At 67.1% G+C, this 20459-nt stretch carries 20 protein-coding genes; 5 read left to right on the top strand and 15 right to left on the bottom strand.

All coding sequences use genetic code 11. The annotated features are described in order from the left end of the window. Positions 1–2: 2 nt before the first annotated feature. From AVZ66_RS07000 to AVZ66_RS06985, 4 genes are read right to left on the bottom strand one after another with little or no spacing between them, the layout of a single operon-like run. Positions 3–1637, bottom strand: a complete 1635-nt coding sequence (locus AVZ66_RS07000; protein WP_058983120.1) for a long-chain fatty acid--CoA ligase — start codon at positions 1635–1637, stop codon at positions 3–5. A gap of 2 nt (positions 1638–1639) precedes the next feature. Beyond that, a complete protein-coding gene (locus AVZ66_RS06995; protein ID WP_058983114.1) occupies positions 1640–2140 on the bottom strand; it encodes a Zn-ribbon domain-containing OB-fold protein in 501 nt (166 codons plus the stop codon). Beyond that, a complete protein-coding gene (locus tag AVZ66_RS06990; RefSeq protein WP_058983112.1) occupies positions 2137–3330 on the bottom strand; it encodes a beta-ketoacyl synthase N-terminal-like domain-containing protein in 1194 nt (397 codons plus the stop codon). Before AVZ66_RS06990 ends, AVZ66_RS06995 begins: the two co-directional genes overlap by 4 nt. Then, entirely contained in the window at positions 3330–5267 is a 1938-nt protein-coding gene (locus tag AVZ66_RS06985) for a 3-hydroxyacyl-CoA dehydrogenase/enoyl-CoA hydratase family protein (RefSeq protein WP_058983110.1), read from the bottom strand. The genes AVZ66_RS06990 and AVZ66_RS06985 overlap by 1 nt, the downstream gene beginning before the upstream one ends. A gap of 220 nt (positions 5268–5487) precedes the next feature. On the opposite strand from AVZ66_RS06985, the gene AVZ66_RS06980 reads away from it, so the two are divergent. Continuing rightward, positions 5488–6384 (top strand): SDR family NAD(P)-dependent oxidoreductase, encoded by an 897-nt coding sequence (locus AVZ66_RS06980; RefSeq protein WP_058983109.1) that lies wholly within the window; start codon positions 5488–5490, stop codon positions 6382–6384. On the opposite strand, the gene AVZ66_RS06975 is transcribed toward AVZ66_RS06980, so the two are convergent. Next, positions 6381–7736, bottom strand: a complete 1356-nt coding sequence (locus tag AVZ66_RS06975; protein WP_082678800.1) for a methyl-accepting chemotaxis protein — start codon at positions 7734–7736, stop codon at positions 6381–6383. The two genes, AVZ66_RS06980 and AVZ66_RS06975, sit on opposite strands and share 4 nt — an antisense overlap. A gap of 126 nt (positions 7737–7862) precedes the next feature. On the opposite strand from AVZ66_RS06975, the gene AVZ66_RS06970 reads away from it, so the two are divergent. The 3 genes from AVZ66_RS06970 (at position 7863) to AVZ66_RS06960 (ending at position 10946) form a co-directional block, all read left to right on the top strand. Continuing rightward, entirely contained in the window at positions 7863–8738 is an 876-nt protein-coding gene (locus AVZ66_RS06970) for a fumarylacetoacetate hydrolase family protein (protein WP_058983107.1), read from the top strand. A 47-nt stretch (positions 8739–8785) separates the two neighbouring features. Continuing rightward, the gene (locus AVZ66_RS06965; protein ID WP_058983105.1) at positions 8786–10171 is read left to right on the top strand and encodes a DUF3179 domain-containing (seleno)protein; all 1386 of its coding nucleotides are present in this window, start codon (positions 8786–8788) and stop codon (positions 10169–10171) included. Positions 10172–10247: 76 nt separating this feature from the next. Continuing rightward, the gene (locus AVZ66_RS06960; protein WP_197407789.1) at positions 10248–10946 is read left to right on the top strand and encodes an ABC transporter ATP-binding protein; all 699 of its coding nucleotides are present in this window, start codon (positions 10248–10250) and stop codon (positions 10944–10946) included. A gap of 154 nt (positions 10947–11100) precedes the next feature. On the opposite strand, the gene AVZ66_RS06955 is transcribed toward AVZ66_RS06960, so the two are convergent. The 9 genes from AVZ66_RS06955 to AVZ66_RS06915 form a co-directional block, all read right to left on the bottom strand. Continuing rightward, the gene (locus AVZ66_RS06955; protein WP_058983102.1) at positions 11101–12183 is read right to left on the bottom strand and encodes a branched-chain amino acid ABC transporter permease; all 1083 of its coding nucleotides are present in this window, start codon (positions 12181–12183) and stop codon (positions 11101–11103) included. After that, positions 12183–13064, bottom strand: coding sequence for a branched-chain amino acid ABC transporter permease (locus AVZ66_RS06950; protein ID WP_058983100.1), 882 nt, complete (start codon positions 13062–13064; stop codon positions 12183–12185). The genes AVZ66_RS06955 and AVZ66_RS06950 overlap by 1 nt, the downstream gene beginning before the upstream one ends. Positions 13065–13103: 39 nt before the next feature. Beyond that, on the bottom strand, positions 13104–14363 hold the full coding sequence (locus AVZ66_RS06945) for an ABC transporter substrate-binding protein (RefSeq protein WP_082678799.1): 1260 nt from the start codon (positions 14361–14363) through the stop codon (positions 13104–13106). 134 nt (positions 14364–14497) lie between these two features. Continuing rightward, the gene (locus tag AVZ66_RS06940) at positions 14498–15577 is read right to left on the bottom strand and encodes a cupin domain-containing protein (protein WP_082678798.1); all 1080 of its coding nucleotides are present in this window, start codon (positions 15575–15577) and stop codon (positions 14498–14500) included. Between the two features lie 64 nt (positions 15578–15641). Continuing rightward, positions 15642–15824 (bottom strand): hypothetical protein, encoded by a 183-nt coding sequence (locus AVZ66_RS06935; protein WP_058983095.1) that lies wholly within the window; start codon positions 15822–15824, stop codon positions 15642–15644. Between the two features lie 54 nt (positions 15825–15878). Continuing rightward, on the bottom strand, positions 15879–16286 hold the full coding sequence (locus AVZ66_RS06930; RefSeq protein WP_058983093.1) for a thioesterase family protein: 408 nt from the start codon (positions 16284–16286) through the stop codon (positions 15879–15881). 1 nt (position 16287) lies between these two features. Continuing rightward, positions 16288–16989, bottom strand: coding sequence for an acetate--CoA ligase family protein (locus AVZ66_RS06925; RefSeq protein WP_058983091.1), 702 nt, complete (start codon positions 16987–16989; stop codon positions 16288–16290). Continuing rightward, a complete protein-coding gene (locus tag AVZ66_RS06920; RefSeq protein ID WP_058983089.1) occupies positions 16982–18358 on the bottom strand; it encodes an acetate--CoA ligase family protein in 1377 nt (458 codons plus the stop codon). Before AVZ66_RS06920 ends, AVZ66_RS06925 begins: the two co-directional genes overlap by 8 nt. Positions 18359–18451: 93 nt before the next feature. After that, the gene (locus AVZ66_RS06915) at positions 18452–18973 is read right to left on the bottom strand and encodes a gamma carbonic anhydrase family protein (RefSeq protein WP_058983087.1); all 522 of its coding nucleotides are present in this window, start codon (positions 18971–18973) and stop codon (positions 18452–18454) included. Positions 18974–19065: 92 nt separating this feature from the next. On the opposite strand from AVZ66_RS06915, the gene AVZ66_RS06910 reads away from it, so the two are divergent. Continuing rightward, positions 19066–19821, top strand: coding sequence for an ABC transporter ATP-binding protein (locus AVZ66_RS06910; RefSeq protein WP_058983085.1), 756 nt, complete (start codon positions 19066–19068; stop codon positions 19819–19821). Here the strand turns inward: AVZ66_RS06910 and AVZ66_RS06905 are convergent. After that, the gene (locus tag AVZ66_RS06905; protein ID WP_231727087.1) at positions 19818–20444 is read right to left on the bottom strand and encodes an MBL fold metallo-hydrolase; all 627 of its coding nucleotides are present in this window, start codon (positions 20442–20444) and stop codon (positions 19818–19820) included. The genes AVZ66_RS06910 and AVZ66_RS06905 overlap by 4 nt on opposite strands. Positions 20445–20459 lie beyond the last annotated feature (15 nt).

Genomic DNA, 20459 nt, shown 5'->3' with positions numbered 1-20459 from the left:
CGCTACTCCTCGACCGGCAGCGACCCGTACCGCTCCTCGAACTCCTCGGTGAGCGCGAGCTTGTCGAACTTCCCGGTGGACGTCTTCGGCACGTCGTCGACGAACTCGAAGCGGTCCGGCAGCCACCACTTCGGGAACTCCGCGAGGAGGTGGTCGCGCAAGTCGTCGACGGTCACGCCGTCCTCGACGACCACGTACGCCACGGGGCGTTCCTGCCACTTCTCGTGGTCCACGCCGATGACAGACGCTTCCGTGACGCCGTCGTGGCCGATGAGCGCGTTCTCCAGTTCGATGGAAGAAATCCACTCGCCGCCGCTCTTGATGACGTCGTCGAGGCGGTCCACGACGTCGATGTAGCCGTACTCGTCGATGGTCGCTACGTCTCCGCTCTTGAAGTAGCCGTCGTCGGTCCACGACGCCTCGCTGGCGTCCGGGCGCTCGTAGTACTCGCCCGCGAGCCACGGCGCCCGCGCCTGCACCTCACCCGGCGTCTCGCCGTCGTGGGGCACCGGCTCACCGTCCTCGTCGCGCAGCCGAATCTTCACGCCCGGCGCGGGGACGCCGGCCTTCATCCGGAGGCGGTCCTGCTCGTCCTCCGGGAGGTCCCTGACTTCCGTCGTCATCAGCGTGTTCGCGAGGTGCGGGGACGCCTCCGTCATCCCGTAGCCCTGTCCGATGGGCGCCTCGTACACTTCGTCGAACTTCCGAATGAGCGACTCCGGCGGGGAACTCCCGCCGATGAGGACGTCCTGGAGCGTCTCCAGAATCTCGGGCCCGAGTTCGTCGGACTCCTCGATGATGCGGTCGACCTCCATCCACACCGTCGGGACGGCCGCCGCAATCGTGACATCCTCGTCGTCTATCATCGGGAGGAGGTCGTCCGGGTCGGTGTGCTGGTTCGGCAGCACGATCTTCGCGCCCGTGAACGTCGTCGTGTACGGGAACCCCCAGCCGTTGACGTGGAACATCGGCACGACGGGCATCACCACGTCGGACTCGCTGACGCCGAACACGTCGGCGTGGCTGTGCATCATCGTGTGGAGGAACTGCCCGCGGTGGGTGTACTGAACGCCCTTCGGCAGCCCCGTCGTCCCCGAGGTGTAACAGAGCGCGCTCTCGGTCTCCTCGTCGATGTCCGGCCAGTCGTAGTCGGTGTCGTAGCCCGCGATGAACGACTCGTAGTCCGTGACGGGGTCGAGGCTCGTCTCCGGGATGTCGTCCTCGTCGCCGAGCACGACGTACTGCTCGATGGTGTCGAGTTCGTCGGCGATGGGTTCGATGGTGTCGACGAACTGTGGGTCGAGGAACAGCAGCCGGTCCTCGGCCTCGTTGATAATCTCCACGAGGTGGTGCTCGGGCAGCCGGTGGTTCACCATGTGGATGGAGCGCTCGCTGCACGACGGCCCGAAGTAGAGTTCGTAGTGCCGGAAGTGGTTGAGCGCCATCACGCCCGAGCGGTCGCCGGGCTCCATCCCGTAGTCGTCTAAGGCGTGCGCCAGTTGGCTGATGCGCTCGTAGGCGTCGCCGTACGTGTAGCGGTGCGTGCTTCCGTCCGGGAGCGCGGTTACGATCTCCTTGTGAGCGAAGAGATCGCGGGCGCGCTCCAGAAACGTCGTAATCGTCAGCTCGTAGTCCATTGTCATGCTGTCTCACCCTGTTGTTCGAACCGGTAAAATACCCGTTGCTGGTCCAGACTGTCCTCGATGTCCACGACGACCAGCGACACCGGGTCGCCGATGGAGAGGTCCTCGTACTCCGCGTCCTCGATGCGCGCCGAGAGCCGAACGTCGACGCCGTCCAGTTCCACGACGCCCGTGACGAACGGCGTGTCCATCCCGAGCGGACTCCCCCGCACGGTGGAGAACGAGAACAGCGTCCCCTCGTGGGGCAGCGAGACGTACTCGAGGTCGTCGCTCGTGCACTCGGGGCAGACGACTCGCGGCGGGAAGTGCAGTTCCCCGCAGCCGTTGCACTGCGTCGTCGAGAAGTCGCCCTCACTGAGGCGGTCGTAGAACTCGTGAATGCGCGTGTGCTCGGCGTCCTGCAGGTCGTAGAAGTCCAGCAGGCGCGGCAACTCGATGCGGTCCGGAATCGAGACGGTTCGCCGCGGCGGCTCGCCGTCGGAATCTGTGTCTGTCATTGTGGGTCCCTCGCGAGCGTCATCACGCTGTGCACGGAGCCGCTCCCGCTGAGGTTGTGGATGAGTCCGGTCTCCGGGCTGTCCGGCACCTGCCGGGCGGACTCCACTTCGCCGTTGAACTGCTTGTACACTTCCAGCGCCTGCGAGACGCCCGTGGCGCCCAGCGGGTGCCCGCAGCCGAGCAGGCCGCCGCGCGGATTGACGGCGATGTCGCCGTCGAGTTCGCTGCGGCCGTCCTCGATGAACTGGCCGCCCTCGCCCTTCTGTACCCAGCCGAGATCCTCGTACTCGATGATCTCGCTGATGGAGAAGCAGTCGTGGACCTCCGCGACGTCCAACTCTTTGACCGGGTCGTCGATGCCCGCCTGCTCGTAGGCCTCCTCCGCGGCCTGCGTGGCCTGCGGCCACGCCGACATCGACGGGAGGTTGTTGATGGAGTTGCTCGCCATGCAGGACTGCCCGCTGCCCGTGACGTAGGCCGCGGTGTCCGTGAGTTCGCGGGCCTTCTCCTCGCTGACGAGCAGGAGGCCGGCGGCGCCGTCCGTGATGCCGCTGCAGTCCAACAGGCACAGCGGCGGCGCGACCGGGAACGAGTCCAGCACGTCGTCGACGTCGACCTCTTTCTGGAACTGCGCGTAGGGATTGTTCGCGGCGTGGTTCTTGTTCTTCGCGCTCACCTTCGCGAGCTGCTCGCGGGTCGTGTCGTACTCGTGCATGTGGCGCTGGGCGTACATCGAGAAAAAGGACGGCGCGTTCAGGCCGTTCACGCCGTCGAACTCGCGGTCGAGCACGTTCGTCATGCTCGACTGCATCTCCTCCATGTAGCCGTCCCCGAGGTTCATCTTCTCGACGCCGAGCACGAGCGCCGTGTCGATTTGGCCGGCGGCGATGGCGAGCCACGCGTACCGCAGCGCGGCCTGCCCGCTCGCGCACGCCAACTCCGTCCGCGCGATCATCTTCGAGGCGTTGACGCCCAGCAGTTCCGCCGCCAGCGGCGCGACGTGACTCTGGAACGCGAACCGCTCGGGCTGAACGGCGCCGACGAACAAGCCCTCCACGTCGTCCGGGCCGAGGCCGTCCACGTCGTCGAAAGTGGCCTTGCCGGCTTCCTGCGCGAGGTCCTTCCACGTCGCCTCGCGCTCGCCCCAGTCCGCGTGGCCGCCGCCGACGATTGCAGCGTTCCGGGGCATTATTCGAACTCCGGTTCGCGGTCGTCTCTGAACGCGGTCACGCCCTCTACCATGTCGTCGGTGGTCGTCAGCAGGCCGAACGCCTGACTCTCGGAGTCGAGGCCCGCCTGCAGACTGGCGTCCTGTCCGTCGTCGATGACGCGCTTGGCGACCTTCAGCGCGGTCTTCGGGCCGTTCGCGAGGTCACCGACGAACTCCTCGACGGTCTCGTCGAACTCCGCCTCGGAGACTGCGCGGTTGAGGAGGCCCCAGTCGGCGGCGCGCTCGGCGGAAATCTGCTCGCCGCGGAAGACGAGCTCCTTCGCGCGGCCCTCGCCGACGATGCGAGTGAGCCGCTGCGTGCCGCCGCCGCCGGGGATGAGCCCGAGGTTGATTTCGGGCGCGCCCAGCGAGGAGTCCTCGGTCGCGATGCGGAGGTCGCACGCGAGCGCAATTTCGAAGCCCGCGCCCAGACAGAAGCCGTCGATAGCCGCGAGCGTCGGGCGCTCGAACTCGTCGATGGCCTGAATCGTCTCGTCGACATCCATCAGTTCGGTCGGTTCGGCGGCCATGAAGCCCGTGATGTCCGCGCCGGAGCTGAACGCCTGCCCCGCGCCGGAGAAGACGACGCAGGACACGTCCTCGACGTCGGCGTTGTCGAGGGCTTCCTTGACCTCGCCGAACATCGTCTCGGAGAACGCGTTCAGGCGCTCCGGGCGGTCGAACTCGATTTCGAGGACGCCGCGCTCGGTGAGGCCCTTGTTGATGTACTGGTAGGGGCCGTCGCCGCCGTAGTCGTGGAACCCGCGGCCGGCGTCGACGCCCGTGTGACCGCTCTCGACCAGCTCGACGAGGTAGTCGTCGGGCGCGAACCGCTCGGAGCCAGTCTCCTCGTGGAGCGTTCGGAGTTTGTCGAGAACCTTGTCGAGGCCGAGTTGGTCGCCGAGTCGACAGACGCCCTCGGGGAAGCGCGCGCCGAGGCGGCTGCCGAGGTCCACGTCGTCCGGGGTGGCGACGTCGCCGCCGACGAGCTTCGCGGCCTCGTTGACCATCCGCGCTTCCACGCGTAGCCAGTCGAAGCCCTCGCCGTCACCGGGTTCGTAGTTCGGCCCTTCGCTCTCCCAGTCGTAGAAGCCCTGCCCGGTCTTCTTGCCGAGGTCCTCGGCCTCGACCTTCTCGGCGATGGCGGGCGGGGAGTCGAGGTCCGTATCCTCGCGGAAGTGGTAGGCGATGTCGATGCCCGTGTAGTCCGCGAGTTCGAACGGCCCCATCGGGTAGCCGCGCTGGTAGACCATCGCGGCGTCGGCCTGCTGAATCGTCGTCTCGTCGCCCGAGAGCATCCACGCGGCCTCCTCGATGAACGGCAGCATGACGTTGTTCACGATGAAGCCGTGGACGTCGCGCTTGACGTCGATAGCGCGCTTGTCGAGGTCGTCGACGAACCCGTGGATGGCGTCTAAGGTCTCCTCGCTGGTCAGTTCGCCGTGAACGACCTCCACGAGGTCCATCTTCACGGGCGGGTTGAAGAAGTGCGCGCCGACGACCTGTTCGGGTCGGTCGGTCGCCGCGCCGATTGCGGTGATGCTCAGCCCCGAGGTGTTCGACGCGAAAATCGCGTCTTCGGGCGCGTACTCGTCGACCTCCGCGAAGGTGTCCTTCTTGAGGTCGAGGTCTTCGGGAATCGCCTCGACGACGAGGTCCGCGTTCTCGGTGGCGGTCTCTAAGTCGACTTCGCCCTCGATGCGCGCGTTCACGTCGTCGGCGGACTCCTCGATGCGGCCCTTCTCTTCGAGTTTGCCGAGGCTCCACTCGATCTGTTCGAGGCCGTCGTCGACGTAGTCGCGCTCGATGTCGCGCAGCACGACGTCGTAGCCGGCGATGGCTGCGATTTCGGCGATGCCGTGGCCCATGCTCCCCGCGCCGAGCACGGTCACGTTCTGTATGTCACTTACTCCCATCGTGCACATAGAAGTTAAGGCGCTTATTTAAACTAACGGTTACTCTGTTTTCTGATATAGGGGTTTTAGTTAACTACTGATGCGGTGAGGGGCGCTCCGGAAGATTTGCATGGCGGGTCGCCGAACATACGAGTATGCACGACAGCCACTCCCATGGTAGTTTCGCTGCCCGAACACGACAGCCCGCAGCGTCCGATGCGAAACTCGCGGAGGGACGGCGATGAGCGCCCTCGATGACTACGTCTGCATCGTCGGTGGCGGCGGGAACGGCCTCGGCGAAGCGACGGCGCGCTCGCTCGCCGAGAAGGGCGCGACAGTCGTCGTCAACGACCTCGGCACGTCCGTCCACGGGGAAGGCAGCGACCCCGAGGTGGCCGAGCGAGTCGCCGAATCCGTCCGCGAGAACGGCGGCGACGCCACCGCGCACGCCGGCGACCTCACGGACTTCTCGTACGCCGACGAACTCGTTGCGGACACCGCCGCCGAACACGGCCGCGTCGACGCGGTGCTGAACTTCGCGGGCATCCTCCGGGACGACATCAGCTACAAGCTCGACCCCGACGACTGGCGCGAAGTCGTTCAGACGAACCTCACGGGCCAGTTCACGCTCCTGCAGGCCGCCTGCAAGCACTGGCGGGACGCCGCGGGCGAGGGCGGCTTCGACCGCCAGCGGTCGTACCTCGCGGCGAGCGCGCGCTCCGCGCGCGGCAACGTCGGGCAGGTGAACTACGCCGCCTCGAAGGCCGGGGTTCTCGGGATGGTGCGCAGCGTCTCCTCGGAGATGCACCGCCACGGCGTCCGCGTGAACGCGCTCGCGCCGAACGGCTACACCCGGATGACCGAAACCGTACCAGAGGAACACCGACCGTACACGCGCGAGGAGATGCCGCCCGAGCGCGTCGCCGCCTTCGCCGCCTTCCTCGTCAGCGAGCACGCCGACGACGTCACCGGCTGTACGCTGTACGCGGGCGGCGACCGCGTCGGCGTCTTCTCGGAACCCACGCTCGACCGCGTGGGCGTTCAGCCGGGCGGCTGGAGCGTCGAAGCGCTCGCCGAACACTTCCGCGAGGACGTCGCCGGCGACGCCGAACTCACCAGAACGGGGAGTTTCTTCTAGTCCCCGACGGACGCGTCCAGTTCCGCCTCGACCTCGTGGACGCGTTCGCGGACGCTGCGCGCCAGCGCGTTCTGCTCGTCGTTCTCGTCGGCGAGTTCGCCGATTTCGTCGACGACGTCGCCGAGACTCTCCAGCGCGTCGTTGAGCATCGTCGTCACTTCCTCGGCGCTGACCGCCTGCTCGTCGGTCGCCTCCGCGATTTCGGCCATCCCCGTGGAGGTCTCCTCGGCGGCGGCGTGAATCTCGCTCTGTCGCTCCCGAATCGTCTCCACGCGCTCGACGGTCGCCTCGATGCCCTCCGTCGTGCGCTCGACGCCCTCAGTGGTCTCGTCGACGATGTCGGTCACGCGCTCGATGGTGGACTCGATGGCGTCCACCTCGGCCTTCGACTGGTCGGCTAGCTCCTTGATTTCGTCCGCGACGACCGCGAACCCGTCGTTGTTCCCGTCCGTGCGCGCGGCCTCGATGTTCGCGTTCAGCGCGAGGAGATTGATCTGGGAGACGATGTCGCTGATGACGTCGACGACGGACTCGATCTCCTCGACCTGCGAGTCCAGTTCGACGGCCGTCTCGTCGAGGTCCGCCGCGGCGTCCTCGACGTCGTCGAGGAGCGCTTGCGCTTCGTCCGTGGCGTCCACGGACGCCGCCGCGTTCTCCGCGACGTTCGACGCGCGGTCGTCCACCTCGTCCGTCTGGGAGGCGATTTCCTCGACGGTCGCGGACAGCGACTCCACCTCGTTGCGCACCTCCGCCAGCGACTCCACCTGCTCGCGGGCGGTCTCCTCGATGAACTGGCTGTTCTCTGCGACCGTCTCCGAGGAGTCCAGCAGTTCCTCCACGGTCGAGTCCACTTCCGAGGTAATCTGCTCTTTTGCGTCCTCGACGGCGCGGCGCTGCTCCACGAGGTCGGTCACCCGCGAGACCATCTCGAAGGAGCCGACGACATCGCCGTCGGGGTCGTAGAGCGGGAGGGCAGCGGCGCTGACGTGCCACTGGCTGCCGTCGTCGTTCGTCCCCGAGCGCACCCGGTCCTCGTTGACGATTTCCTCCGTCCGGACGACCTCCTCCGCGAGCGTGTCCGTGACGTCGTCAGTCCCGATGACGTCGTGGGCGACCTCCCCGAGTACGTCCTCGGCGGGCGTGTTCTGGATGTCCTCCTGTTCGCGGTTCCAGTGGGCGACCCGGCCGCCGTCGTCGACGACCAGCGCCGGCTCGGGGAACCGGTCCGTGAGGTCCTCGAAGAGATGTTTCCAGAAGTCACGCTCGTGGCGGAGGCGCTCGACTTCGCTGGCGTCGTCGGGGGGCTCGTACAGGGCGGCGGCCGCGTCGTGTTCGCGTCGTCGTGATGCCATGTTAATCCTTCCTGCGTGACTCTGTGTAATAAGCGTTAACCGCGATTATCGACAGCGAAACTGGGAACGCTCTCGGCCCGTGGACGAACGCGATGATTTATGAGGTTGCTCGCCCCACCACGATACATGCGATTCGTTCGCTTCAACGGAGACCGACTGGGCTTGCTCACTGACGACGACGGCGTCGTCGACCTCACGGACCGTCTCGACATCGACGCTGAGGACCCGCTCGTCGAGTACATCAACGGCGACTACGACGCCAGCGAGTACGCCGACGCCGACCCCGACTACGACCGCAGCGACGTCGAACTCGGCTCGCCCGTCGAGCGCCCCGGGAAGGTCATCGCGGCGCCGCTGAACTACGAGAACCACATCGAGGAGGCGCTCGCGGACCGCGACATCACCACCGAGGAGTGGTTCAGCATCGAGGACAAGGGCTACTTCCTGAAGGCTCCCTCCAGCGTCGTCGGCCCCGACCACGGCGTCGAACTGCCGTTCTCGGACCGCCGCGTCGACCACGAGATCGAACTCGCGTTCGTCATGGGCGACGACGTCAAAGACGTCGACGCCGAGGACGCGTGGGACCACATCTTCGGTTACACGATTCTGCTCGACATCTCCGTGCGCGGCGACCAGGACCGCTCGAACCGCAAATCCTACGACACGTTCACCGTCATCGGGCCGGCGGTCGTCACGGCCGACGAGATCGACGACCCCCAGGACCTCCAGATGGAACTGGAGTTGAACGGCGACCGCAAGCAGGACGAGAACACCGGCGACATGGTGTACACGTGCGCGGACATCGTCGAGTACGCGTCGCTGGGCGCGACCATCGAAGCCGGCGACGTCATCACCACGGGCACCCCCGAGGGCGTCAGCGAACTCTCCGGCGGCGACACCATCGACGCCGAAATCGAGGACGTCGGCCGGATGGTCGTCGACGTCACCGAGCGCGACGTGCGCTTCGAGGACGTCCACGTGACGAAGGGCGGCCAAGAGTAACCTCCCCGACACGCACACTTTTCTCGGTCGCTCACGCACGCAGTAGTATGCCGACCGATTCGACAGACCTCGACGCGTACGTCGAGCAGTTGCTCGTCCGTGACGCCGACGCCCACGCCGACGCCATCGAAGCGCTCGCCGAGCACGGCGACGAGCGCGTCGTTCCACACCTCCTGGAAGTGCTGGTCATCGACGCCATCGGGAACGACTGGGAGCAGTTCGGTTTCCCGGAAGTCCTGCGAAGCCGCGACCCGCCGCGGTACCTCGACCTCCCGGAGGTCCGCTGGCCGGGCGTCCGCGACGCGCTCGCCGAACTCGCGGCGCCGAACTTCGACTCCGACCACGCGTGGGTAGAGTGGGAGTCGTGGTACAGCCAGCAGGACATCGAACCGCTCGCGGGCTTCGACGAGTGGAAACTCCGCCTCTACGAGTCCTATCTGCCGCCCGTCGGCGGCCTGCTCGACGCCGAACCGCGGAACTTCGACCTGCAGGACGTGCGCTGGGGGAACTGCGACCGCTCGTTCCTCGCGGCGCTGAACGCTCCCGACTTCCTGCCCCGGGAGGACGGCGACTACCTCGACGACGAGGACACCGTGTTCGGGTTCGAAATCGAGGGCACGCAGTACGCCGTCCCGCGAGAGGTGTTGTTCCCGCACGAACTGCTGAACGTCACGCTCGACGGTGTTCCCGTGAGCCTCACGTACTGCACGCTCTGTAACGCTCCCATCCTCTACGACAGGAGAGTCGAGGTCGACGACCACGACGTGCTCACGTTCGGGAGTTCCGGGATGCTGGCGTCCGGGAACAAGGTGATGTACGACGAGGAGACGGAGACGCTGTGGGACCAGCACGCCGGCGTGCCGACGGCGGGCCACTACCTCGCCGAGCAGTCGGACCTCGTGCTCGACCAGTTCGCGGTCACGCAGACGACGTACGGCGAGTGGCGCGCCGAGTACCCCGACACGCGCGTGCTCGACCCCGAGACGGGCTACGACTACGACTACAGCCACTACGACGACCACATCGGGTTCTTCCGCCACTACTGGAACAACGAGGACGTCGTTCAGCCCGGCGTCCAGCAGGCAGACGGCGAACTCCCCGAGAAGACCGACGTCTACGGCCTCGTCTCCGCCGACGCCAGCGAGGTCTGGGTGATTCCCGTCGACGACTTCGACGACCCGCTCGTCGGCACCGTGGACGGCCGCGAGGTCGTCGCGGTCCGGGACGCCACCGGGGACGTCGCCGTCTACGAAGCCCCGCCCACGCCCGTCGAGCGCGACGGCGACGCGCTTGTGGGCGCTGAGGGAACGGCGTGGACGGTTACGCGAAACGAACTCCGCGCCGGCGAGGCGACCCGCGAGCGGATTCCCGGCCGCCACGGCCTCTGGTTCGCGTTCCGCACGCACTACGACGACGCGCACGTGCTACGGTAATCCGGGATTCGAGAGCGACGGATTGCGTACGGAGATAATCTTTTATGGAGGAATCGTGTACGGTGGCCTAATGACCCTGCTCGAAGTAGACGGCATCGACGTCGCGTACGGTGACGTGCAGGTCGTCTGGGACGTCAGTTTCTCGGTGACCGAAGGCGAAACCGTCGCGCTGCTCGGCGCCAACGGCGCCGGCAAGACGACCGTGCTGAAGACCATCTGTGGCCCGCTCACGCCAACAGACGGCGACATCACGTTCCAAGGCGAGTCCATCGGTCACCTCCAGCAGGACGAGGTCGTACCGAAGGGTGTCACCCACATTCCCGAGGGCCGCGAAATCTTCTCGGACAGCACCGTCCGGGAGAACCTGCGCCTGGGCGCGTACACGAACCGCGACGGGATGAGCGAACGGCTCGAACGCGTCTACGAAATCTTCCCGCGCCTCGAAGAGCGCAAGGGGCAGAAGGCGGGGACGCTGTCGGGCGGCGAACAGCAGATGCTCGCCATCGGCCGCGGCCTGATGAGCGACCCCGACCTCATCCTGCTCGACGAGGCCAGCCTCGGCCTCGCGCCCGTGCTCGTCGAGGACGTCTTCGACGCCATCGAGCGCATCAACGAGGAGGGGACGACCGTCCTCATCGTCGAACAGGACGTGAACAACGCGCTCCGCATCGCCGACCGCGGCTACGTGCTCGAATCCGGCCGGATGACGCTGTCGGGGAGCGCGGAGGAACTCTCGACGGACGACCGCGTGGCAGCGTCGTACCTCGGCGGCTGAGGACGGTAGCGCCTCTATTTTCGACGGACTCCGCGACGAACAGTGTTGACCACGACGGACGGGTAGCGTATCAGTGTCAACGGAGACAGGGGCGTAGAACGGGCGTCGAGTCGTTTCTGAAAAACAGAGCGGATGGGACCGCTGACCGGGGCGGTTACTTGCTGTGGTTCGAACTGTGGTCGTCGCCGCGACCGAACCGCCGCGAGATGACGGTGAGGATGCCGTCCTCCTCGACCTCGCGCCGGATATCCTCGACGGCGTCTCGAACGTCCGCGACGGTGACGTCCGACAGGAGCTTGTAGAGGCCGCCCGGCACGAAGATGACGAAGATGATGATGAGCGCGCCCTCGATGGTGGTCGCGAACTCGCCGGCGGTCCGACGCAGGACCGTGTCCAAGCTCAGGAACAGGCCGGCGCCGACCAGCGGCCCGGCCATCGTCCCCATGCCGCCGAGGACGACCACGACGAGCGTGTCCACCATGTAGGTGACACCGAGCGTCGAGTCCGCGTTGATGTAGCCGGAGAACTGCGCGAAGAGCCCGCCCGCAAGCCCCGCCATTCCGGAGGCGACGGCGAACGACATGAGCTTGTACCGCAGCGGATTGACGCCGAGGCTGCTGGCGGCGTCCTCGTCGTCGTGGATGGCGCGCATCCCGAGTCCGGAGCGGCTGTTCACGATGCCGTACGTGACGAGGATGACTGCGACTGTCGCCAACAGCATCAACACGAAGACGGTCTCCGGCTGGACGTTGTTCCGAACGTAGTAGCCCGTCGAGCCGCCGGAGAACCGACGCTGGTCGAGTAACACGAGCTGGACGATAGCGGCGACTGCCAGCGTCCCGATGGCGAAGTAGTGGCCGGTCAGCCGGAACAGTAGCGGTCCGAGCACGAGCGCCAGCAGGCCGGCGGCGAGCGCGCCGACAGCGATGGCGAGCCACGCCGGCGACTGGATTACCTCGGGGAGGCCGGCGCGCCCCGGCGTCGTCAGCCACGCGGAGACGAACGCGCCGAGTCCGAAGAACGCGTGGTGGCCGAGGCTAATCTGTCCGGCGTACCCCGCGACGAGGTTCCAGGACACGCCCAGCATCACGAAGACCAGCCCGGTGAAGACGAGTTCCGTGATGTACGCCGTCGTCGAGTACGGGACCGCGGCGAGCGCCAGCACGCCGACGACGGCGATGGCGACGCGGCGCCGGCTCTCGAAGAGGCCCTCGAAGGGGTCAGTAAGCGACGCCATCACTCACCACCTCCGGAGCTACCGAACAGGCCGTGTGGCCGCACGAGCAACACCAGCACGAAGATGCCGAAACTGATGATGTCCCGGAAGCCGCCACCGAGGTAGAGCACGCCGACGTTCTCGGAGACGCCGAGGATGAGGCCGCCGACGAGCGTGCCGGCGACGCTGCCGACGCCGCCGAGGACGACCACGGCGAACGCCTTCAGCAGGTACGACCAGCCGACGAACGGCGTAATCGGGAACAGCATCGAGAGGAGCGCGCCAGCCGCGCCGGCGAGTCCGGTACCGATGCCGAGCGTGAGCACGTAGATGTTGTCCGTGTCGATGCCCATGTACTGGGCGGCGGAGCTGTTCTGCGCGGTCGCGCGAATCGCCAGCCCGGTGGTCGTGTACTTCAGGAACGCCCACGTGCCGAGGATGAGCGCGACCGAGAGGACGAACGTCACGACGCGCGAGAACGACAGCGTCGCCGCGCCGATGGCGATTGCGTCACCGGGGATGCCGATGTCCGTCGCCTGCGCGTTCCCCCCGAATGCGAGGCGGCCGATGCTCTGGAGCATCAGCGCGAGCCCGAACAGGACGATAATCGGTTGTTCCATGCCTTCTCCGACGACGCGTTCGAGGACGAACCGCTGGAGCGCCATCCCGAGCACGAACAGGACGGCGAACGCGACGACCATCCCGACGATGGGCGTGAGGCCCAGCGAGGTGAACAGGATAATCGCGACGTACGCGCCCACCATCAGCATGTGGCCGTGAGCGAGATTGACGATGTCCATGATGCCGAACACGAGCGAGAGCCCGAGCGCGGCGACGGCGTAGATTCCGCCGAGGAGGAGGCCGTTGAGCAGCGACTGAACGAGTAGGTCGGTCGTTACCATGTGTGAATATGTGTACCGAGAGAGTGGGGTACTAAGAGATTACCGCTCGCTCCACGCCGGAATCGGGTACTGGAAGTCGATGGCGCCGCGGCCGTCGACGTCGGGGTAGACCGTGTGCTGGTTCCCCTCCCACCACTGGCCGGTCGGCGCGGTCAGGTCGCCCTCCGCGGGCAGCCCGTTGTCCTCGAAGCCGAACGTCCCGATGACGGTCTCGAAGTCTTGCGAGCGAAGCGTCTCTTGGAGCGCGCCGGCGTCGGTGGACTCCGCTCCCTGAATCGCCTGCAGCGAGGTCTGAGCGACGTTGTACGCGCCGCCGACCGGCGTGCGGATGAGTTCGCCGTCGTCGAGGCCGTACTCGCTCTCGTAGGCCGACCACATGGCCTGGTTGCCGCCGCCCGTGAGGCCGGGCACCCAGCCGGGACACATGCAGGCGTACGCGCCGGAGTCGCCGAGCGCCGACCACCACGCGGTCGGGTCCGCCGCGCGGACGAACTTCAGCACGTCCGGCGACCAGTTGTTCGCCTGCATCTGGTTGACCGCGGTGATGCCGCCGGGCGGCGTCGGCGTCGACAGCAGCGCCTCGACGTTCGCGCTCTCGGACTGGGAGATGAGCGTCGCGAAGTCCTGGTTGCCCAGCGAGAACGTCTCCCGGAGCACGACGTCGTAGCCGGCGTCCGTGAGCGTCTCCTCCCAGTAGTCGGCCTGTTCTTCGCCCCACCCGCTGTTGGGCTCCCAGAGACCGACGTTAGTCGGGCGCTCTGCCTCCGGAATGAGTTCGAGGAGTCCTCGCGTCGAGCGCGCAACGTCGCGGGACTTCGGGAACGGCGAGTACGTCCACTCGTAGCCCGAGTTGCGGTGTGGCGCCTCGTAGGCGAAGAACGCGCCGATGAACGGGATGCCTTGGCTCTCCGCGTACGCCGAGCCCGCCGTCACGAGGAGGCTGGAGAAGCTCCCCCAGATCATGTCGACTTCGTTGTTACTCGTGATTTGGGTGAGGTTCTGCCGGACGACTTCGGGGTCGCTCTCGTCGTCCTGCATGATGAGCTCGACGTCCGCGTCGAGCTGTTCGTCCATCCGTGCGACGCCGAGCTCGTACCCCTGCTTGACCGCCGCGCCGAGCGAGGAGAACTGGCCGGTCTCGGGTACCGTCGCGGCTATCGTGATTGTCTCGCTGCTGTCGCCGTCTCCGCCGCTGCCGAGGAGGGTGCAGCCAGCGAGCCCGGACATGCCGACGGTTCCGGCCGCGCCGAGTGTTTTGAGATACGTACGCCTGCTCTGTGACCTGTCACTGTCCACCATGCTATACCAACAACTGCATCACTTACATCATAAAACATGCGGTAACCGTTCAAATACTGTCACTTCTCGACGGACACACATGTCGTTCCCATCGAGAAAGAGTGAAAGAAACCGGAGAGGAGTGTCGGCGCGGGCTACGAGGACGGTTCGGCTTCGGCGTAGAAGTTGAGCGCGCGCAGCACCGGCTCGTCGCTGATGCCCAGCAGGGTCGCTTCCTCGCCGTCCGGCTCGTGGTGGTGAATCTCGTCCGGCGGAATCACGAAGATGTCCTTCTCGCCCCACTCTAGGGCCTCGTCGCCGACGTGCGTGACGCCCTCACCCTCGATGACGAAGTACACCTCCGTGGAGTTGTGGAAGTGCGGGTCCGTCGCCTCCTGGAGGAGCTGAGCGCGGAAGTCCATCGTCGGCGTCACCGGCGGCTCGGCCGTCGCCGGGTTCGCGTAGGCCATGCTGTAGCCGTTGTTCGGGTCCGGGTCGTCGTTTTCGGCGCGCTGTCGGAGGGACTCCAGCATGTCCGACCACTGGAAGCGGTACGGCGGCGTCGCCTCCGCGTTCCCCTCGAAGGGGCCGGGAATCGAGCCGTCGCTGTCGTCGTTCGTGGGTCGCCCGCGGCCGTACTGGGACGCCCAGTACCCCTGGGACTTCGTGACCGGCTGGCGTTCGAGTTCGTGGTTCTCGAAGACGTGGCTGTTGTTCAGCGTGTCCAAGAACAGCGGCAGGTCGAGGATGTCCAGCCACGTCGCCGTCTCGTCGCCGTCGTTGACGTGGTCGTGCCACTCCCACTGCGGCGTCGTGATGAGGTCGTTGTCCAGCATCGGGAACTCCTCGCCGGCCACGACCGTCTTCATGTCCTCGTGGCCGTCGATGGTGAATCGGAGCGCGCTGGACGCGTGGCGGTGCGCGGGCGCGGTCTCGCCGGGAGAGACCGTCTGGACGCCGACGTAGATGGTGTTCGAGATGGCGTGGGGCGCGTTCAGCGGCACCGCGACCCGGCGCTGGAACCCCGGCGGCAGGTCGTTGATGGGAACGTCCGCTTCGATGCCGTCGATGGCGGCCTGGATGTCGTCCCACTTCCAGATGTTCGCCCCGATGTCGTCGACGAGGTCGCCCATGTCGTTCTCGACTTCCCACAGCGGGACGAGGTTGTTCTCGTCGAGGAGCTCCCTCGTGTCTGCACTCATCTCTAGGAGGTCCTCCGTCTCTTGCGTTGCCATGGTGTTACATTAGCACAGAATTCTCATAAGTGTACTGGACGCGGCGTCCAGCGGTACGAACGTGTTAGGCCGTCTCCGCGACTTGGTCGGCGTAGACGTCCTTCGAGCGGAACAGCGAGCGGCAGTCCTCGCAGACCATCGCTCCCTGAATCGCGTACTCCCAGAGTTTCCCGCCGCAGTCCAGACAGTCGAAGTGCGCTTCCACGAACGGGTCGGCCTCCGCGTACGGGTTCGTGAACTCGGCCATGCCAGTACCTCGCGCGCCGAACAGCAAAAGCGTACCGTAGACGGAAGCGCCTGCTCAGTCCTCGGTGTACTCCTCGAAGGCCGCGCGCAGGTCGTCGGGTAGCTCCATCGACCCGCCGCCGCCGTGGTGGGCGCAGACCCGCTGCTCGTGGCCCGAGAACGCCACTTCGCCGTTACAGCGCGCCTCGTACTCGAAGCGCACGCTCCGCCCACCGACGTCGGGCGTGAGTTCGATGGTGACCTCGTCGCCGGCCTCCACGGGGTTCTCGAACTCGAAGTTCATCTCCACGAGCGGCAGGCCGAACCCGTGGTCCTGTGAAATCTCCCAGAACGGGAACCCGAGTTCCTGCATGAACATGTCCGAGGTCTCGTGGAGCGCGTCCACGATGCGCGGGTAGTGCGCGATGCCGAACGGGTCCGTGTCCGAGAACCGCACGGTCCACTCGCGCTCGTAGCCCGCCATCTCACTCACCCCCCAGCACGACGAGCGCGTCCAGCGCTACCGCACCATCCTCCGTCGCCAGTACCGGGTTCACGTCCACTTCCGAAATCGCCTCGTGCTCGGCTACGAGGTCGCCCACCGCCGCTACAACCTCGGCAAGCGCGTCGACGTCCGCGGGGTCGCGACCGCGGTACCCCTCCAGCAGTTCGATGGCGGTCAGCTCCTCGACGGCCTCCCGGGCCTCCGCCGCGTCGATGGGTGCGATACGGTGGCTGGTGTCCTCGTAGACCTCCGTGAAGATGCCGCCGAGGCCCGTCAGCACGACCGGGCCGAACGACGGGTCGCGCAGGCCGCCGACGATGACCTCGGTGCCGGCGTTCACGTCGCGCGCTTCCTCTACGAGTACGTCCGCGTCGATGCCGCGGTCGTCTGCCGCTGCGAAGATTGCGTCGGCGGCCTCGCGCACCGCGTCCGCGGAGTCGAGGCCGACCGCGACACCCGCGCCGTCGGCCCACTCGCTCTTGTGCGTCACCGACGGCGAGGAGACTTTCACGACGACCGGGAGGCCGATGTCCGCGGCGGCCTCGACGGCCGCATCCGAATCTCCGGCGACCGAAAACGCGGGCGTCTCGATGCCGGCGTCCGCGAGCAGCGACTTCGCCTCCGCTTCCGTGAGCGTGGTGCGGCCGTCCGCCTGCGCGGCAGCGATGGGGTCCTCAGACATCGGCGCTCACCTCCTCCTCGGCGGCAGCGTCGTCCAGTGTCGCGTACCGCGCGAGCACTGCAGCCGCGTCCGCGCCGCGCTCCGGCGACGTGAACACGGGCACGTCCGCGTCTCGGAGCGCCGCGAGGTCGTCGGCCATCGACTCGGCCGGCCCCTCGGTGGCGAACAGCACGGGCTTGTCCACGCGCTCCGCGAGACCGTCCAGCGTCTCCTGCGGGAAGCCCAGCGCCTCCTCGAACAACTCGTAGACCAGCACCACGTCGACGTTGTCGTCGGCCGCGACGGCCTCGACGATGTCGCCGAACTCCGGCATCGGGCGGCCCGTGTCCACGGGGTTCTCGGCGTACGTGATGCCCGGCAGAATCTCGCCCACGCGGTCCTGCGTGTCCTCGGCGAGCGCCGGGAGCGTCGCGCCCGCCCGCTGCAGGCGGTCCGCGATGATGATGCCCGGCCCGGCCTGCGCGGTGACGACGCCGACGTTCGCGCCGTCCGGTTCCGGGGAGCTCGCCAGCGCCTGCCCGCCGTCGAACAGCTCCGTCGTCGATTCGACAGTGGGGACGCCGTACTGCGCGAACCCAGCGGTGTAGAGCGCGTGGTCGCCCGTGAGCGCGCCCGTGTGGGACTCCGCGAAGTCACCGACGTCCGCCTGCCCGACCTTGTACGCGATTACGGGCGTGTCCGACTCGCGGCACGCTTCGAGGAGCGCGCGGCCGTCGTCCGTCCCCTCGACGTGGAGGACGATGGCGTCCGTGTTCGGGTCCGAGTCGAAGTACGGGATGGCCTCCTCGAAGCCGACGTTCGCGCGGTTCCCGAGCCCGACCATCGTCGCGATGCCGCGGCCCTCGCGGTGCGCGCTGAACGCCAACTGGTGAGCGACCCCGCCGCTCTGCGCGAGAATCGTCACGCCGCCCGGGCGGAGGCGCTCGACGCCGCCCGCGAACGACGCGAGCAGATTACTCGCAGGTGCGACGAATCCACTCGTGTTCGGGCCGAGCAGGGCCACGTCGTGCTCCTCGGCGGCCGCGATGACCGCTTCCTGTAGCTCCTCGCCGTCGTCGCCGGCTTCCGCGAAGCCACCCGCGTAGATGACCGCGCCACCGACGCCGGCCTCGCCGCACTCCTCGACGACGTCCGGGACGATGTGGGCGGGGACCGCTAGCAGCGCGAGGTCGACGGTCTCCTCGATGGTGGTGACGGACTCGACGAACGGCTCGCCGAACACCTCGCCCTCGCCGGACGGGTTCACGGGGTAGACGGTGCCGTCGAACTCGACGGCGTTCGCCATCGCCTCGTAGCCGAGTTTCCCCTCGGTGGCGGAGGCACCGACGACTGCGATACGCTCGGGTCGGAACAGGCGCTGTAAGTTCACGTCCCACAGTACACCGAATGCCACTAAAACGGTTTTCCCTCCGTCAATCGCCGACCCGGCTCCCCGCCCTCAGTGAATATCCGGCCGCCGCGCTCACTCCGGAAGCACCGGGCCGTCCTCGACGACACGCGTCGTCCCGGCGTACTGCTTCGCCAGTTCCGCGTAGCGGTCGCCCGCGCCCGCCCAGAAGTCCCCCTCCAGTTCCTGTCGGACTTCCGCGGGCGTCCCCACAGCGAGCACGCCGCCCGGAATCTCGGTGTCCTCGGTGACCGTGCTGTTCGCACCAACGACGCTGCCCGCCCCGATTTCGGCGTCATCGAGCACCACCGCGCCGATGCCGACGACGCTGCGCTCGCCGACCGTCGCGTCGTGGACGACCGCGTTGTGGCCGACCGTCGCGCCCGCCGCGAGGACGGCGTGCTCGTGCAGCGTCGCGTTGTCCTGCACGTTCGCGCGCTCGCCCACCTCGATGCGGCCGTGGTCGCCGCGCAACACCGCGCCCGGCCACACGCTCGCCTCCGGCCCGATTTCCACGTTCCCGATGACTGTCGCGCGCTCGTCGACGTACGCCGACTCGGCGACCGTCGGCGTCGTGCCGTCGTAAGCTCGAAGCATCGTCTCCTCAGTCGCGGCCAGCGGTTACATGCCTTTGGGGGTTCGGCGGGGAAGGCTACATTTATGCGGGTGTGTAGGTAACGGATACCAAGATGACCGTACTCGAAGGCGAGCACCTCACGAAGAACTTCGGCGGTATCGTCGCCGTCGACGACGTCTCCTTCTCCATCGAGAAGGGGGAGACCGTGGGCCTCATCGGGCCGAACGGCGCCGGCAAGTCGACGCTGTTCCGACTCATCTCCGGCGTCCAAGCGCCGACCGAGGGGACCGTCTACCTCGACGGCGAGGACATCACCGGCATGTCCCCCCACGAAATCTGTCACCGCGGACTCGTCCGCACCCACCAGATCGTCCACCCCTTCGAGAACCTCACGCTCGTGGAGAACGCCGCCGTCGGCGCGGAGTTCGGCGGGCGGAAATCCGTGGACCCCGAGGAGCGCGCCCACGAAGCCCTAGAGTTCGTCGGCCTCGACGACATGGCGCACACCACGCCTGACGAACTCAGCGTCGGCGCGCTCAAGCGCCTCGAAATCGCCCGCGCGCTCGCGACCGACCCCGAAGTCCTGCTGTTCGACGAGGTTGCGGGCGGCCTCGACACCGACGAGACGGAGGCCATCGTCGAACTCATCCGCGAAATCGCCGACCGCGGGAAGACCGTCTTCCTCATCGACCACGTGATGCGCGCGCTGATGTCCGTCAGCGAGCGCGTGTTCGTCCTCGACAACGCCAACCTCATCGCCACGGGTACGCCCGACGAGATTCAGAACGACCGCCGCGTCATCGAAGCCTACCTCGGGGAGGAGGCCGGCGACGCGATTGGCGACACCGCCGACGCCGGCGCGGACTAACTCGGCTTCCCGGCGAAGTTCACGAACGAGTCGAGTTTCTCGCTTGCGTTCTCCGTGACGCTCTCGCCGTGGTAGACGAGGCCGACGTCGAAGTCGAAGTCCAGTAGCTTCCCCAGCGACTCGTCTGCCTCGTTGAGGTTCTCGGAGTAGTAGCCGGTCGGCAGCACGAAGTACCCCTCCGGGAGGCCGCGCGAGTCCGCGCCGAACAGCGCGTCCCCGATGACGGCGACGCCGCTGTCCTCGTCCACCAGCGAGTGGTGTTCGGGCGCGTGACCGGGCGTGTGGACGGCCGTAAACTGGCCGACGTCGTCCCCGTCCCCGAAGCGGTGGTCCGGTTCGTGACCCTCGACATCGAGGTCCTCGGGGAGCCACGTTTCGAGGTCGTAGCGGTCCACGAGGCCGTGGAGGCCGCCGACGTGGTCGCCGTCGCCGTGCGTGACGACGAGGCGCTCCGGCTCGATGCCGAGGTCCGCGAGGGCGTCCGCGACCGTCTCAGTCATCCCTTCGAGGCCGGCGTCCACGAGCGTCGGCACGTCACCGTCGAAGACGAACACGCGATAGCGGCCGCCGTTGGACTCCGCGAGCGTCACGTCGTAGACATCGGGTGCTGGCTCCGTAATCATCGCTTCGACAGTGCG

Origin of the sequence: Halobacterium sp. CBA1132 (assembly GCF_001485535.1) — an archaeon.
Taxonomy (GTDB): Archaea; Halobacteriota; Halobacteria; order Halobacteriales; family Halobacteriaceae; genus Halobacterium.
Note: the sequence above shows the minus strand (reverse complement) of the source record. Positions and strands in the feature narration are given on the sequence as shown.

Excerpts from the sequence above, each read along its gene's own strand:
- AVZ66_RS06985 (WP_058983110.1), bottom strand. The coding sequence starts at position 5,267 with ATGGGAGTAAGTGACATACAGAACGTGACCGTGCTCGGCGCGGGGAGC.
- AVZ66_RS06990 (WP_058983112.1), bottom strand. The coding sequence starts at position 3,330 with ATGCCCCGGAACGCTGCAATCGTCGGCGGCGGCCACGCGGACTGGGGC.
- AVZ66_RS06935 (WP_058983095.1), bottom strand. The coding sequence starts at position 15,824 with ATGGCCGAGTTCACGAACCCGTACGCGGAGGCCGACCCGTTCGTGGAA.
- AVZ66_RS06930 (WP_058983093.1), bottom strand. The coding sequence starts at position 16,286 with ATGGCGGGCTACGAGCGCGAGTGGACCGTGCGGTTCTCGGACACGGAC.
- AVZ66_RS06905 (WP_231727087.1), bottom strand. The coding sequence starts at position 20,444 with ATGATTACGGAGCCAGCACCCGATGTCTACGACGTGACGCTCGCGGAG.
- AVZ66_RS06925 (WP_058983091.1), bottom strand. The coding sequence starts at position 16,989 with ATGTCTGAGGACCCCATCGCTGCCGCGCAGGCGGACGGCCGCACCACG.
- AVZ66_RS06965 (WP_058983105.1), top strand. The coding sequence starts at position 8,786 with ATGCCGACCGATTCGACAGACCTCGACGCGTACGTCGAGCAGTTGCTC.
- AVZ66_RS06955 (WP_058983102.1), bottom strand. The coding sequence starts at position 12,183 with ATGGCGTCGCTTACTGACCCCTTCGAGGGCCTCTTCGAGAGCCGGCGC.
- AVZ66_RS06940 (WP_082678798.1), bottom strand. The coding sequence starts at position 15,577 with ATGGCAACGCAAGAGACGGAGGACCTCCTAGAGATGAGTGCAGACACG.
- AVZ66_RS06975 (WP_082678800.1), bottom strand. The coding sequence starts at position 7,736 with ATGGCATCACGACGACGCGAACACGACGCGGCCGCCGCCCTGTACGAG.
- AVZ66_RS06945 (WP_082678799.1), bottom strand. The coding sequence starts at position 14,363 with ATGGTGGACAGTGACAGGTCACAGAGCAGGCGTACGTATCTCAAAACA.
- AVZ66_RS06995 (WP_058983114.1), bottom strand. The coding sequence starts at position 2,140 with ATGACAGACACAGATTCCGACGGCGAGCCGCCGCGGCGAACCGTCTCG.
- AVZ66_RS06950 (WP_058983100.1), bottom strand. The coding sequence starts at position 13,064 with ATGGTAACGACCGACCTACTCGTTCAGTCGCTGCTCAACGGCCTCCTC.
- AVZ66_RS06910 (WP_058983085.1), top strand. The coding sequence starts at position 19,066 with ATGACCGTACTCGAAGGCGAGCACCTCACGAAGAACTTCGGCGGTATC.
- AVZ66_RS06915 (WP_058983087.1), bottom strand. The coding sequence starts at position 18,973 with ATGCTTCGAGCTTACGACGGCACGACGCCGACGGTCGCCGAGTCGGCG.
- AVZ66_RS06980 (WP_058983109.1), top strand. The coding sequence starts at position 5,488 with ATGAGCGCCCTCGATGACTACGTCTGCATCGTCGGTGGCGGCGGGAAC.
- AVZ66_RS06970 (WP_058983107.1), top strand. The coding sequence starts at position 7,863 with ATGCGATTCGTTCGCTTCAACGGAGACCGACTGGGCTTGCTCACTGAC.
- AVZ66_RS07000 (WP_058983120.1), bottom strand. The coding sequence starts at position 1,637 with ATGGACTACGAGCTGACGATTACGACGTTTCTGGAGCGCGCCCGCGAT.